15 protein-coding genes are annotated in these 13055 nt (G+C 69.9%); 13 read left to right on the forward strand and 2 right to left on the reverse strand.

Going from position 1 to position 13055, the window contains the following annotated elements:
- Window positions 1-415 precede the first annotated feature (415 nt).
- A complete protein-coding gene (locus NFX44_RS21965; protein WP_262285456.1) occupies window positions 416-607 on the forward strand; it encodes a hypothetical protein in 192 nt (63 codons plus the stop codon).
- Between the two features lie 339 nt (window positions 608-946).
- Here NFX44_RS21965 and NFX44_RS21970 read toward each other — a convergent pair whose 3' ends face one another.
- Together NFX44_RS21970 and NFX44_RS21975 are read right to left on the reverse strand one after the other, a co-directional pair.
- On the reverse strand, window positions 947-1315 hold the full coding sequence (locus NFX44_RS21970; RefSeq protein WP_262285457.1) for a hypothetical protein: 369 nt from the start codon (window positions 1313-1315) through the stop codon (window positions 947-949).
- 101 nt (window positions 1316-1416) lie between these two features.
- The gene (locus tag NFX44_RS21975) at window positions 1417-1956 is read right to left on the reverse strand and encodes a hypothetical protein (RefSeq protein ID WP_262285458.1); all 540 of its coding nucleotides are present in this window, start codon (window positions 1954-1956) and stop codon (window positions 1417-1419) included.
- A 433-nt stretch (window positions 1957-2389) separates the two neighbouring features.
- On the opposite strand from NFX44_RS21975, the gene NFX44_RS21980 reads away from it, so the two are divergent.
- The 12 genes from NFX44_RS21980 to NFX44_RS22035 all read left to right on the forward strand — a co-directional run bounded on the left by NFX44_RS21980 (window position 2390) and on the right by NFX44_RS22035 (window position 12968).
- Window positions 2390-2518 (forward strand): hypothetical protein, encoded by a 129-nt coding sequence (locus tag NFX44_RS21980; RefSeq protein ID WP_262285459.1) that lies wholly within the window; start codon window positions 2390-2392, stop codon window positions 2516-2518.
- 133 nt (window positions 2519-2651) lie between these two features.
- Entirely contained in the window at window positions 2652-2957 is a 306-nt protein-coding gene (locus NFX44_RS21985) for a hypothetical protein (protein WP_262285460.1), read from the forward strand.
- Window positions 2958-3209: 252 nt separating this feature from the next.
- Window positions 3210-4334: an AAA family ATPase gene (locus NFX44_RS21990; RefSeq protein ID WP_262285461.1), complete on the forward strand. Its 1125-nt coding sequence runs from the start codon at window positions 3210-3212 to the stop codon at window positions 4332-4334.
- Between the two features lie 18 nt (window positions 4335-4352).
- Window positions 4353-5948, forward strand: a complete 1596-nt coding sequence (locus NFX44_RS21995; RefSeq protein ID WP_262285462.1) for a VWA domain-containing protein — start codon at window positions 4353-4355, stop codon at window positions 5946-5948.
- A gap of 206 nt (window positions 5949-6154) precedes the next feature.
- Window positions 6155-7144: a DUF4192 domain-containing protein gene (locus tag NFX44_RS22000; RefSeq protein ID WP_262285463.1), complete on the forward strand. Its 990-nt coding sequence runs from the start codon at window positions 6155-6157 to the stop codon at window positions 7142-7144.
- A complete protein-coding gene (locus NFX44_RS22005) occupies window positions 7110-7478 on the forward strand; it encodes a hypothetical protein (RefSeq protein WP_262285464.1) in 369 nt (122 codons plus the stop codon). The genes NFX44_RS22000 and NFX44_RS22005 overlap by 35 nt, the downstream gene beginning before the upstream one ends.
- Before the next feature lie 225 nt (window positions 7479-7703).
- A complete protein-coding gene (locus tag NFX44_RS22010) occupies window positions 7704-8135 on the forward strand; it encodes a DUF3085 domain-containing protein (protein ID WP_262285465.1) in 432 nt (143 codons plus the stop codon).
- Between the two features lie 68 nt (window positions 8136-8203).
- Window positions 8204-8725: a hypothetical protein gene (locus tag NFX44_RS22015; RefSeq protein WP_262285466.1), complete on the forward strand. Its 522-nt coding sequence runs from the start codon at window positions 8204-8206 to the stop codon at window positions 8723-8725.
- Between the two features lie 987 nt (window positions 8726-9712).
- Complete coding sequence (locus NFX44_RS22020; protein WP_262285467.1) at window positions 9713-10084, forward strand: hypothetical protein; 372 nt, start codon at window positions 9713-9715, stop codon at window positions 10082-10084.
- A 270-nt stretch (window positions 10085-10354) separates the two neighbouring features.
- Window positions 10355-10591 carry a hypothetical protein gene (locus NFX44_RS22025; RefSeq protein ID WP_262285468.1) on the forward strand — a complete coding sequence of 79 codons (237 nt, stop codon included), beginning with the start codon at window positions 10355-10357 and terminating at the stop codon, window positions 10589-10591.
- A gap of 679 nt (window positions 10592-11270) precedes the next feature.
- Window positions 11271-11621 carry a DUF4352 domain-containing protein gene (locus NFX44_RS22030; RefSeq protein ID WP_262285469.1) on the forward strand — a complete coding sequence of 117 codons (351 nt, stop codon included), beginning with the start codon at window positions 11271-11273 and terminating at the stop codon, window positions 11619-11621.
- A gap of 105 nt (window positions 11622-11726) precedes the next feature.
- Entirely contained in the window at window positions 11727-12968 is a 1242-nt protein-coding gene (locus NFX44_RS22035) for a hypothetical protein (protein ID WP_262285470.1), read from the forward strand.
- The last annotated feature ends 87 nt before the right edge of the window (window positions 12969-13055 follow it).

Genomic DNA, 13055 nt, shown 5'->3' on the forward strand with positions numbered 1-13055 from the left:
CCCGGCAGCCCTTCCGGGGCTGCCTCTGAGCACCTCAGGGAGTTGCTGATCGGCCCCTGCCAGGGGGCTGTTCCAGTACCTGCCCGTCTCCGCCGCGCGGACACCGCACCAACACGCCCGCGCACCCGGAGACGGGTGCGCGGGCCCCTATGACAGGAGAACCCGCATGGATCCTGCAACCCACTCGACCCGAGCTACCGCACCCCGCAGCCAGCCGACGGCCGCCGGCCCGGCTACCTCTACCGGCAGGAGGTGGGGCCGTTCGGGTCTTCCCGCGCTGATCAGCGCTGGGCAGGATGGCCGGATGCATCCTCACGACCCTTACCAACAACAACCGCCGCCCTACCCAGGGCAGCAGCCGTACGCGTACCCACCGCACCAGCCGTACCCGCCCCAGGGCCAGTACCCGCCGCCCGTGTTCGTGCAGCAGCCATCCAACAAGCCGGCCACTCTCGGCGCGTGGGCAATCGTCCTGTGGATCGCGCTGCCGGTGATCGGGCTGGTGTTGTGCTGCGCCGGGTGCTTCATCACGGGGGTGGGCGGGGCGTTCGTGGACGGGTTCAAGGAGGGGTACAACGAGGGCGTGTTGTGGTCGCCTTCGCCGTAATCAGCACGGCGCGCCGCACCGGGAGCTGTTGAAGATTGCAGATGGCTGACCAGGGGATCGCGCTCCTGGTCAGCCGTCCGCTTTTGTCTGGCAGCGTCAGCGCTCGCAGGCAGTCTTGGCCATACGGCGGTCCACCGAGTATGGGGATGGCACACGATCACCATCCTGCTTGAGGAGCACTTCACCTAGAAACGAGCGTCAGTTTGGAAGAGCGTGATCAACCGTCCGCGATGCCCGAAACGCCTGCGGCCGGCGGTCGCCCCGGCTGCGCCTCGTGCCCGCCCGTGACCGCTGCGCGCCATGGTTAGTGGCCCACGGATGGCCCGTGATGGTTCAGGTTCAGTCGTCGTGACCGGCAGCGGGGCGAAGGTGTTCCCACTGCGGGTCGTAGCAGACGAGCCCATGATCGGCGGCCATCTGTGCCGCCTCAGAGGAGACCTCGTCGGACCGGCTGAACGGGATTGTGAAGTAGACCATCGGGCCGGACGCCTCATCGATGAGGCCATTCGACAGGGGGTAGAGCTCGGCGTCGTGGCCGTATAGGTCGGGCCATCGGGCCGCTACGGAATCGACGTAGGCCCGGATACGCGGCGTCGACGGCTGTTCCTCGCTCTCGAAGTACCGCTGATACAGGGCTTCGTATGCCTCACCGGCCGCTTCATCGTCGGCGGGCATGTCGCCCTCCCACACCGCCAGGTCGTAACTCATGCGGGCAGTGTGCCAGTGCTGGCGGATCTCCTCGTCGGGCAGTCGTAGACCGTCCAGCCTCCCCGGACGGGGACAAGGTGGAGCGCTCTACCGGACGAGTCTCAATGGCGGATGTCGCCTTCCAGCCGACCAGAGTTGCCGCGGAATGGCCGTCCTCCGTCGGTCGTCGGTAAGGCTGCGATCCTCGCAGCCCAGTGGTCGACGTAGGTCTTCATGCCGTCGGCATTGCGCGGAATGTTCAACCAGTCCCAGGCAGAGTCGCGAATCTCCCGTTGGGCGATCATCTCGGTGCCATCGCCGTAGTGGAACGGGTAGCCGTCGACGATGTCCGACAAGTCCGCGTAGATGCTGTACAGCCGGCCGATATTCCCCACGTCGTCCCCGGGGAGCAGCTCGATCAGCGCACACTTCAGCTCCTCGACGACCCCCACCGGATCTTCTCTGCCCTTCAGCACTCGATGCATGTATCCATCGATGAGGTCGATCACAGCAGTCAAGGAAGACGATACGGCGTCGGTCACCCTCTCATGGTCGCTTGCCGTGTCACCCGCGAGCTGCTCGCGACCGGCGCGGATCTGCTCGGGCGCGGCGATCAGAATCAGCGTCGCGACGTTGGTGAAGGTCAGCGCGCGTTCCAACACCGGAGGTCCAGGTCACCTCGGACGAGCCCGCCGGCAGCTCCTTAGCAAGCGACGACTCGCAGATCTCAATCAGCGGCCATGGCGCCCTGGGCTGGCTGGGCGGCCGCTCTTCCATGGCCACTTGACGGCAAACGACCTTGAGCCACACCCAGCCAACCCGGCGGCCCGGAACACCATCCAGACGTAGGAACCCAAAGGAACGACCTTGGCCCCGTCGGGGGAGGCTGGTAGCCGTTGTAGTGCCCGGCGAGGGGATCCACCCCCGGCTGATCTCTCAGGGTCGGGGTTCGGGGCAGAGCTCCGAGGTCTTCGAGGTCTTGTCGTCCCTCAGCATGGCCGGCCGGCCCGGCCGATCGCCAACCAGCACGGTGCCCGCGACCGCTGCCGGCAGCAGCTCGGGGCCATCGGCATCCCCGAATACCGCCAGGAGCAGATGGTCGACGAGTCCATGGCTCGCCCGCGCTTCGACGGCGACGTCATCGTGGCCGACGAGACCCGGGTGCACGACGACCCGGAGGCCATCGACCGCACCATGCCCGACGCGCACGGCCAGTACCCGTGATGGGCCGCGCCTGGACCTGGATAGCGGTGGCACCCCTACGACTACGACCGCATCGCCGGCCACATTCCCCACCCGTCCGCACCCCAGGCCCAACACCGTCCGAACACCAACCCCGACACGAAAGGACGACGCCATGCTTGACAACAACAAGGACGACGAGTTCGGCGATTACGCCCACGAGGAGAGCCTGCAGGCACTCGTGGCACGCCTGCTCACCAGCGACGGCCTAAATCAGCTCTGCGACGAGGCCGACCTGCCCCAGCTCACTCACGACGACGGCACCCCGGTGACGGTCACTTCCGCCCGCGTCTACCGCGACGCCGGCGTCATGACCCTCGACCGTGGCGTGTGGCTGGAGCTGTCCGACGGCAGCGTCTTCGGCCTGACCGTGACTATCGCCCGCCGCCCCCGCGACGAGGTCACCCTCCGCCGCAGGTAGGCCCTCGCTGCCGGATCGACTTGATCGATCCGGGTCGGGGTGCGTTCCTTGTCGTCGCCCACCGCCGGTGGCAGCGACACCACCACCCCGGCAGCCCTTCCGGGGCTGCCTCTGAGCACCTCACGGAGTTGCTGATCGGCCCCTGCCAGGGGGCTGTTCCAGTACCTGCCCGTCTCCGCCGCGCGGACACCGCACCAACACGCCCGCGCACCCGGAGACGGGTGCGCGGGCCCCTATGACAGGAGAACCCGCATGGACCCTGTAACCCCACCCGACCCGAGCGACCCCACCCCGCCGCCAGCCGACGGCCGCCGGCCCGGCTACCTCTACCGGCAGGTCGCCGCTCACCTCGCCGCGCACCCCGATCGGGTGTTCAAGGTCGGGGAACTCACCACGGCGATCGCCGCCCCGTCCACCGGGGCGGTGTTCGAGGCGTTGAAGAAGATGGCCGCGGCCGGATACGCCACCCACTCCACCGGCCCGCACCGCTTCCAGATCACCCAGGCCGGGATCGACGCCGCTGGGACTATGCCACCGCCCGCCCCGCGTACACCCCGCCAAGGACGTCGCGGTGCGGGTCGGCGGCAGCCGGTCACACGCCCCAACGGGGACCTGTATTTCCCGCGCAAGCTCGCGGGGGCGACCGATGTGGACGTTCTGCGCCGGCTACGCGAAAAGCGGATACCGGTGCTTCTCTACGGGCCGCCCGGCACCGGCAAGACCGCCCTCGTCGAGGCCGCCTTCCCCGACCTGCTCACCGTCGCCGGAACCGGCGACACCGTCGTGGAGGACTTCCTCGGCAACTTCATCCCCCTCCCCGACGGCGGCTTCGAGTTCGTCTACGGCCCCCTCGTCACCGCCATGCGCGAAGGGCGGGCGTTGCTGGTCGACGACGCCACCCTCATCCCGCCGAAGGTCCTCGCCGTGCTCTACCCCGCGATGGACGGACGGCGGGTCATCACCATCCCCGGCTACCGCAACGAACGCGTCGACGCCGCAGACGGCTTCTACGTCATCGCCGGCCACAACCCCGGCGTGCACGGGGCGATCCTCACCGAAGCGCTCGCCTCCCGGTTCGATGTGCACATCGAGGTCACCACCGACTGGGACCTCGCCCGCCACCTCGGCGTCCCCTCCCCCGCCGTGGCCGCCGCCGTCGCCCTCAACGGTGACCTGGCCGCCGGGCGGGTCAGCTGGGCACCGCAACTACGCGAGCTGCTCGGCTTCGCCCGCGTCCGCAAAACCCTCGGCCTGCCCGCCGCGGCCGCCAATCTCGCCGGCCGCGCACCTGAGGAGGACCGGGAGCAGGTTCTCGCCGCGCTGCGGCAGAACTTCGGCACCGAGATCACCCCGCTGACCCTCGGCAAGCAGCGCTAACCCCTGGAAGGAGTCCCGATGCCTCACGCACATCACCTGCAGCCCGGCCCGACCCCGCCCACTGGCGGCGACCCGGCTTGGCAGGAGTGGTGCGACGCCTGGACACGGCATGTCCCGGTGCTGACCGGGCGCACCGACCTGACCGTCACCGTCGCCCCCGGCGCCGGCGGCGGCGCGCCCGCCTGCTTCTACCCCGCGGCGGGCCGCATTGAAGTCGACGCCACCCACATCGGCGCCCCCGACGTCGCCAACCCCCGCCGCGCCGGCCACAAACGCCTCGTCCCGACCGCCTACGGGCTGCTCGTTCACGAAGCCGCCCACGCCGTCCACAGCCAATGGAGCACCCCGCCCGGCACCCCACCCGTCGTCGCCGCCGTCGCCGAGCTCCTCGAAGAATCCCGCGTCGAGAACCGGCACCGTGCCCGCCGGCGAGGTGACCGGCGGTGGCTGCGCCACACCGTCACCACACTGGTCAGCCCCGCTGACGCCCCCGTGGACGACCCGTGGCACGCAGGTCAGCTCGCCGGGCTGCTCCTGGCCCGCGTCGACGCCCGCATCATCACCGCCAAAGACATCAAAGGTGTCCGCGCCGCCGTCACCACCGTCCTCGGCCGAAAACGGCTGCTGCAGCTGCGCGACGTGTGGCGGCAAGCCCACACCACCGACGACACCGACGCCGACGCGATGATCGACCTGGCGTGGCGGTGGTGCCAGATCCTCGGCATCGACCCCCACCGCCAACCCGACACCCCCACCGTCGATGCGGGCGTGTTCGCCGGTGTGCTCGCCCAGGCACTGGCGGACTACCTCGCCCACACCGCGGGCCTCAATCCCGCGCAGTATCGGGCGCAGCAGCTCACCGCCCGGTTCTCCGCGCCCACCACCTGGTCGCTGCGGCACCCCACCGACGCCGAACGCGCCGCCGCCCGCACCCTCGCCGCCCGGCTCCGGCGCGCCCGCACCCACCAGCCCGAACCCGACACCCGCCCCAGCGTCGCCCCGCCAGGACGGCTGCGCACCCGCCACGCCATCACCGCGAAGGCGCAGATCGCCGCCGGGACCGTGCCGACGGCTGCCCCGTGGCAGCGTCGCGCTCAGGTGCCGCCGCCGAAGCCGACGCTGCATCTCGGGGTCATCGTCGACGCCTCGTTCTCCATGCACCCCTGGGCGGCACCGATGTCGTCGGCCGGGTGGATCCTCGCCCACGCCGCCCACGCCAATCAGGCGGTCACCGCCGCCATCGCCTTCGGCAGCAACGTCACCCTGCTCGTCCCACCCCGCCAGCACCCCCAGCAGGTCCTCGAGCTGCGGGCCGACGGCGGCAGCGCGGCATTCACCGACGCGGTGAAACTCGCCGACGAGTTGCTGCAGCTGCGCCAGCCTGGCCGGCTGCGGCTGCTCACCGTCGTCTCCGACGGCGACCTCCCCGACATCGCACCCGCCCAACGGCTGATCACCACCCTGCACCGGGCCGGCTGCGCCGTGCTGTGGCTGCGCCCCGCCGACCTGCCCGGGCACACCTTCGCCGACACCACCACCCTCACCGTCGCCGACCCCGTGCAGGCCATCGGGCACATCGCCGACGCCGCGGTCAGCGCCCTCGAGCGCGCCTGACACCTCCTGGCAGCCCGAGAGGGGCTAGGCCGAACCGCGCCGCTCCAGGGCTCGGATGTCGCCATGCCTCACCGGCTGGCCAGCGGGCCCGCGGATCCCATCCCGCACCTCCATAGCCGTTGCCGGATACCGGCGCGACATTCGCGCACCCCGGAACAGCCGATCCACCCTGCCCGACTTCACCTCACCGGACGACAGGAGACACCATGTCCGACTTCAACCGGCTGCCGGTCGGCTCACCGGCCGACCTGCTCACCGCCGTGCCGTACCTGCTGGGTTTCCACCCCACCGACAGTTTCGTCACCGTCGGCGTCGCCGGCACCCGGGTCGTCGTCGCCGGCCGCGCCGACCTTCCCGAACCCTCCCAGGTCGAGGCCTGGATCGAAGGAATGGCCCGCTCGCACGTCCGGCTACTGCGCCACGCCGACGCCACTCGCGTCATCGTGATCGGCTACGGGCCCGCGACCGCTGTCACCCCGGTCATGGACGTCATGACCCCACGCCTCACTGCCGCAGGTCTCGACATCCTCGACGCCCTGCGGGTCACCGACGGCCGCTACTTCTCCTACCTCTGCCAGGACCCCGCCTGCTGCCCCACCGACGGGACGCCCTTCGACCCCCGCCGCAGCGACGTCACGATGCACGCCATCGTGGCCGGCTGCCGAGCCCTGCCCGATCGGGCGGCGCTCGTCGCCAGCATCGCCCCCGCCAGCGGGGCCGCCCGCATCGCCGTCACCCGCGCCACCGTCGGGGCCCGCGCCCGCCGCCGCGCGCTGCTCGCCCAGGCCGGACACGACGGGTTGGTCCGCGCCGGCATCGAGGCGGTGACCGCCGCGTTCGCCCGCTACCGCGACGAGCAGGTCCTCAACGACGACGAGCTGGCCTGGCTGACCGTCCTGCTGTCCGACCCGGTGATCCGCGACGCCGCGTGGCAGGTTAGCGACGACTGGCAGGTGCCCATGTGGACCGACATCACCCGCCGGGCCCACCCGCCCCTCGCGGCGGCGCCGGCCAGCCTGCTCGCCTTCACCGCCTGGCGATGCGGCGATGGGGCCCTGGCGTCCGTCGCCGTTGACCGTGCCCTCGCCGCCGACCCCGATTACAGCCTCGCGCACGTGATCGACCAAGCGCTACGCGCCGGGCTCCCCCCGTCCGTGCTGGATGGCTGGCCGCACATTGGTCAGCCACCGTTCTGAGCCGCAGGAGAAACGCCCGATACAGACCTTCCTCGACGCCGTATCCGGGCTCCTGCACGACCACGGCTACACCCTCAACCCCAACCAGCTCCCCGACGCCTGCGCCCATCACCTCGACGAGGTGAACGCGCTGCTCGCCGCACCGGGCACCATCACCGCCGCTGGTGGTCAGATCATCGCCCTGACCGCCGCCACCGGCGCGCTCAGCGACCCCCACACCAGCCGCAGCGCGGACCTGTCGCTGCGGGAGTGGCTCGGCCACATCGCGGACACGCTGACCACCGCCCCTCGCTTGCCACGACAAGGCCACCACAGCTCGTCACCGCGCCCGTGACTTGCTCATCTACGCCGGCTGACCTGATGTCGATTCCCAATCCCAGCCCCGCTGAGCGCGTACCGGCCGCGGTGCGACGTCCTGAGCGGCCCACCACGGCGACGTTCAGCGCGTGGCCGTGAAACGAACGCCGCGGACCCAGCACCACCAACCGCCCGCGGGCCGACGTCGCATGCCGGTGCCCTGCCGACCACACCCACGCCCAGAAAGGGGGCACCCCTACCCATGGCCCTGCATCTCTACTTCGACCTGACCCAGACGCTGCGGCTGGCTGAGCACGCCGTCGCCGCCACGGACCAGGCACCCTCGTTCACCGAGCACGAAGACCGCATCGCCTGCCCCGGCGCGCTGGTGTGGGTGCACGACCACGGCGTCTACCTGATGTCCAGTGGCCTGCCGCGCCTCGAGGATCCGAACCGGCCCGGCAGCAGCCTCGTCTTCTACGCCCACGGCTGGGACCCCGGCAGCGACGGCCACCGCCGCGCCCCGGATCTCGGCGGCGACGACTTCGCCGAGCACCTGCACCTCACCGACCAGCCCACCCCGCTGATCACCACCCTGCGCACCGCCGCGGCCGCCGGCTACTCGTGGCTGCACTTGACGGTGCGTTCCGACACCTACGAGGTCCGGGTCACCCGGGTCCGCCGCCAGTCCTGACACCAGCCGACGGTCCCGCCGCCCGCCAGGGCGGCGGGACCGTTCCCGTTCTCGAGGAGCAACCTGCGATGACCACGCCTCAGACGATGACGTCACCACCGACCCTGGAATCGGTCCTACTCGACGCCTGGAACATGTTCCACCCGGACCAGCCCGCACCACTGGGATGGCTCACCCACACCACCGCCCAGATCCACGCTCACCTGCACCACCAACACACCCCGCCGCAGGCCCAGCCGCCCGCCGCCGACACCTACGCACTGGCCCACTTCCGTCGGCAGGTGTGGCGAAGGTTGCGGGAGGCCGCCAGTACTCACGACATCGACGCCGACGCTGCAGACCGGGTGCTGAGCGCGCTGGACCTGCCAGCGCTGCCCCGCTGCTGGCAGGTCCGCCTCACCTTGTCCGTCCTCCTTGAGGTCACCGCTACCGGCCGTGAGGACGCCTTCGACGCCGCCGAAGCAGCCGTCGAAACCGCCCTCAGCGCCGCAGAGGTGGGAGCGCGGTTCGAGTGGGACGGCAGCGAGCGCGACGGCGCCGATCCCCGCGACGTGGACCCGGCCACCGACGAACCGGCCGACCTGAGGTGAGCGCCGTGGTCCGGGGCTTGGTCATCGCTCGGCTCCGCACACATGGCCGCCGTTCTGTACCCGCGGCACCTGCTGCTTCGCCGCACACGACCACACCAGCGCGCACAGACACGACGGCGCCGAGCTAAACACGGCCGCGCCTGTACGCCGCGCACTACGACCACTCGTCGGTGCCTTACCAGCACGACAACCCGCCGCACCGAGCTGCTTCCTCAACCACCGGCCGACGAACCAACGGTACCGAAGTCCTCGCCGTGTGAACACGACTTGATCTATGCGGAAAGTCGAGCGTCACTGCATCCGGCCGCCGCCCCTGGCGAACCCGACAGCGGCACCCCACACCGCTGGCCAGGGGCGGCGGACCCCACGAACCAAACCCGTCGAAGGAGGCAACAAGCCGTGCAGCTGCCGCACCGCCACGCCGTGCCGCGCACCGTCAACGACGTCCTGCTGTGGCTGCTCGCCACCGACGTCGCCGCCCCCCACCAACCCCATCCCGACCAGCCACGTCGCTGCGCCAACCTGCGTTGCGCCGGCCACCTATACCCGTGCCCGCCGGTACGGGACGCCAGGCGCGCCTGCCAGGCCGCGACCCGACCTGACCCGCCCACTCAGGGCTCGGCCCGAGTGCCCGTACCTACCGCCCGGTTCGCCGGGTGGTTCCGGCCCGCGCGCACGCAGCCGAATGCCTCACCGCGCGCCGCCTGACCGACAGCGGAACATCCCACTCGGTCCGGCGCTGCCGGTGCGCGACGACCCTGCAGGGGCTGACGTACCGGCCAACCGGCAGCCGGACCCACGGGGTCTGTACCTGGCACGGTCAGCGCTGGCTCTCCCCAGCCCTCGAGCAGGCGGCTCAGCACCGCGGGGAGATCCCGGTCCGTCACGGCCCCATCGCGCACCCGCTTCGACACCTCAACCTCAGTTCGGTCTGCAACGGGCGCCGGTCTCCGGCAGCGCCGCTGCGAACGTGCGAAAGGAAGCCTCATGGAACCTGTTCTTGAACCCGACATCGAGTGCGATGGCGACGCTGAAATCAGCGTCGGCGACGCGGTTCTCGGCAAGTCACGGCTGTTGTCACGGCAGTGCGACACCTGCATCTTTGCCCCCGGCAACCGGATGCACCTCGCCCCCGGCCGGCTGCGCGCCCTCGTTACCGAAGCCCGCCAGCGCGAAGCGTTCATCGTCTGCCACAAGACATTGCCGCACTGCGGCAAGCCGGAGGCCAAGCCGGCCATCTGTCGGGGCTTCGCAGACCGCTACCGCACCCAATCGCTGCAACTGATCGAACGGCTCTTCGGCTTTGTCGAGGTCGACCCGCCACAATCAGCCGAGCACAGGCCCGCGGCAGGGAGTTGACCGCCGTTGAAGTACGAGGCCCGCTTCGCCTGCCGCCCGGGACTACCGTCTGCCGGTGCAAGGCCCGCCGCGGCTACTGGGTCCGCTGGAACCACCAATGTCGTAACTGGCCCCTGCCGCATCGCCAGGCGCAGAGGGGTGAGCAGGCCGGCCTTCAGCGCGTGGCGCTCGGATCCCACCACAATGCAGCCGACCCGCCCTCAGCCTGGGAGGACTTTGCTTCTGACGGGGGTGTCGCCACAGCGAGGCGCCGGGCGTCATCATGGCCGGATGGTGGCAGTAGAGGCGTGGTTTCGCGGTGGGCCGGTCGACGGGAGACTGATGCCTGTGGAGATCGTCGCCGACGGCAGCCCGCCAGCGGTGGTCAAGCTGCCTCAGACTGGCTCTTACGTCGGGGCGAGCGATGTCGCGGCGCCCGCAGTGGAGCACGTCTACATCCTCGTCGACAGGATTGATGACGTCGAGGTCTACCAGTACCGGCAGCCCGTCTCCGAGGCGGCAGACTGACCGCTTAGGCGGGCGGCCCTGCTCAGCTGTTCCCGCTCGCGTTGCCGGGCGGCAAACCGTTCCAGTGCGGCCTGGTGGGCGCGCCGGTGCTTGCGCCAGTACCGGATGCGCCACCAGCGCAGCTGCACTCGTTGCAGGAACGACGCCCGCTGAAACGATCCCACCTCGTAGCCGCACCAACCATGCTCATGCTCGGCTTCGCTCGGTGCCTCGCGGGTCATGCGGCCAGTGTCGCACCGACTCCCGCCGTTGACGTGGCGGCAACGCGCAGCACCAGGTCTCCACCTGGAACACGTGGGACCGCCGCCACGGACGCGCTGACTGCGCTAGGTGCAGGTGAGCCGACCGTGGTGGCTGCGATCGAAGTGAGAACACCGCCTTCGGCGATGGCTCCACCGGGCTTTGTACGTGCGCCCGGGACTAGACCTGCCGGGGTACGACGTGCCGCTGCTGCTCGACGACGAGGCCGACCCGTTCTGGGATGCCACTGCCGGAGCGCGACCGGGCGGGTGGCTCATCGTCGGACGGCGGACCGGCCAAATCAGATGTTGCCCCAGGCAACCGGCGACTGGGTCAGGACTTCCGGGGGAGGCACCTGCCGAGACGCTGTGAGAGCGTTTGGGGGTAGCGCGCTCGATACGGGGCAGCGCGCCATGCAGCCTGGGAGACCTCCACACCCATGACCACCTGCTATGACCCTGCCCAGAACCAGCCCGGCCAGCAGCCGATGCCGCCGACCGCTCAGTTCCCGCAGGTCCCCGCCGGACAGTTCCCGCCGCAGCCCGGCCAGGTGTTCCATGCCGACGGCACTGTCACCGCCCAGGACGCCTTCGGCCGCGAGTACGACGTCGACGGAGAGGCCGCCATCTATAGCCACGACGACACCAAGGGCTTCCTCGACAAGATCAACCCCGGCAACTCGGTGAAAGCGAACGGCTACTTCGAGGTGCCCGAGGGCACGATGCTGAAGGCCATCACGATCGCGGCCGGTCTGTTCACCTTCGCCGGGGACGCCGTCGTCACACCCTGACAGGCCAGAAGGCTTCGACACCTACCCCGGTCTCGACACGCCAGCCCGCGCTACCCGCTCAACTGTTCAGAGCTGTTTCCCCCGCTTGTAAGTCAGGAGCCGATAATGGAGAACGAGATTCAGCTGATCAGTGACGGCGATGGACTGGCGGTAATCGGCGATCCGACGGCTGTCGAACGCTTCATCGTCTCCGAGGGACTGCCGTCGACGGACCTCGGACTGCCTCGGCTCGGGTCTGTCCTCAATGCCGGGGCGGCCGCGGCACAGGCGGGTTCGGAGATCGCCGCCCACTCGGGTCGCTGGGTGCAGCTGACCAAGGAGTCCGCGCAGACTGTGCACAAGTTCGGTCTGATGCCGACCAAGACTCCAGGCGTCAGCCACGCGATGGTGGGGCAGCCGGGCTCGATCCAGAAATGGCTCCAAATCTCGAAGGTGCACGGAGCGAACCCGGCGCTGCTGAGCGGTGCCGCGGGGATCATGGCACAGTTTGCGATGCAACAGAGCATGAAGGAGATCACCGACTATCTCGCCATGATCGACGAGAAGGTCGACGATGTGCTCCGCGCCCAGAAGGACGCCGTGCTGGCCCGCATGATCGGCGTGGGCTTCGTCATCGAGGAGTCCATGACCATCCGCGAGCAGCGGGGCCGCGTCGACGAAATCACATGGTCGAAGGTGCAGGGCGCGCCGACAACGATCGCGGAAACCCAGGCGTACGCGTTGCGTCAACTGGACGCGCTCGCGGAGAAGCTGGAGCGCAAGACCACGATCGGTGATCTCGCCAAGGCAGCCAAGGAAGCAGAGTCCAAGGGACAGGAGTGGCTCGTCGTCTTGGCTCGCTGCTTCCAGCTGCAGGACGCGATCGCCGTGCTCGAACTTGACCGGGTGCTGGACGCGTCGCCGGGGGAATTGGACGGGCATCGCCTCGGGCTGAGGGCTGCCCGACAGAACCGGCTCGAACTCATTTCCCGGTGCACCGAGCGCCTGCTGGCCCGCATGGACGCGGCTGCGGGCAGAGCCAACGCCAAGGTGCTGCTGAATCCGCTGGACTCCCCCGCTGTGGTGAAGTCGAGCAACCATGTCTCGATCGCCATCGTCGAGTTCCACGAGCGGCTCGGGATCGAGGGCGATCGACAGTCATCGGAGGCGAGACGATGGACGGACGCGGCCAAGGAGGCGCGGGACAAGGCGCTCGAGACGGGAGCAGACGGCGTCGGTGCTGCCAGGCGCCTCGGCGACGAGACCCTCGGCCGCGCCAAATGGGCGACGGGCAAGCTCTCAAGCCGGATCGCCGAGCGAGCGCTCCGTCGGCGCAGGGACGACGAGGAACGCGATGAGCCTGACTGAGTGGGGACCCAGCGTCAGCCACATGGCCTCCCCGATGGGTCTGGACCAGTGAGTCTCGGGCTCGGTATGCCTCGACAGGCTTCACTT

The sequence above is a fragment of the Micromonospora sp. MA102 genome, from assembly GCF_025460765.1.
Taxonomy (GTDB): domain Bacteria; phylum Actinomycetota; class Actinomycetes; order Mycobacteriales; family Micromonosporaceae; genus Micromonospora; species Micromonospora halotolerans.

Excerpts from the sequence above, each read along its gene's own strand:
- NFX44_RS21970 (WP_262285457.1), bottom strand. The coding sequence starts at position 1,315 with ATGAGTTACGACCTGGCGGTGTGGGAGGGCGACATGCCCGCCGACGAT.
- NFX44_RS21980 (WP_262285459.1), top strand. The coding sequence starts at position 2,390 with ATGGTCGACGAGTCCATGGCTCGCCCGCGCTTCGACGGCGACGTCATC.
- NFX44_RS21985 (WP_262285460.1), top strand. The coding sequence starts at position 2,652 with ATGCTTGACAACAACAAGGACGACGAGTTCGGCGATTACGCCCACGAG.
- NFX44_RS21990 (WP_262285461.1), top strand. The coding sequence starts at position 3,210 with ATGGACCCTGTAACCCCACCCGACCCGAGCGACCCCACCCCGCCGCCA.
- NFX44_RS21995 (WP_262285462.1), top strand. The coding sequence starts at position 4,353 with ATGCCTCACGCACATCACCTGCAGCCCGGCCCGACCCCGCCCACTGGC.
- NFX44_RS22000 (WP_262285463.1), top strand. The coding sequence starts at position 6,155 with ATGTCCGACTTCAACCGGCTGCCGGTCGGCTCACCGGCCGACCTGCTC.
- NFX44_RS22005 (WP_262285464.1), top strand. The coding sequence starts at position 7,110 with ATGGCTGGCCGCACATTGGTCAGCCACCGTTCTGAGCCGCAGGAGAAA.
- NFX44_RS22010 (WP_262285465.1), top strand. The coding sequence starts at position 7,704 with ATGGCCCTGCATCTCTACTTCGACCTGACCCAGACGCTGCGGCTGGCT.
- NFX44_RS22015 (WP_262285466.1), top strand. The coding sequence starts at position 8,204 with ATGACCACGCCTCAGACGATGACGTCACCACCGACCCTGGAATCGGTC.
- NFX44_RS22020 (WP_262285467.1), top strand. The coding sequence starts at position 9,713 with ATGGAACCTGTTCTTGAACCCGACATCGAGTGCGATGGCGACGCTGAA.
- NFX44_RS22025 (WP_262285468.1), top strand. The coding sequence starts at position 10,355 with ATGGTGGCAGTAGAGGCGTGGTTTCGCGGTGGGCCGGTCGACGGGAGA.
- NFX44_RS22030 (WP_262285469.1), top strand. The coding sequence starts at position 11,271 with ATGACCACCTGCTATGACCCTGCCCAGAACCAGCCCGGCCAGCAGCCG.
- NFX44_RS22035 (WP_262285470.1), top strand. The coding sequence starts at position 11,727 with ATGGAGAACGAGATTCAGCTGATCAGTGACGGCGATGGACTGGCGGTA.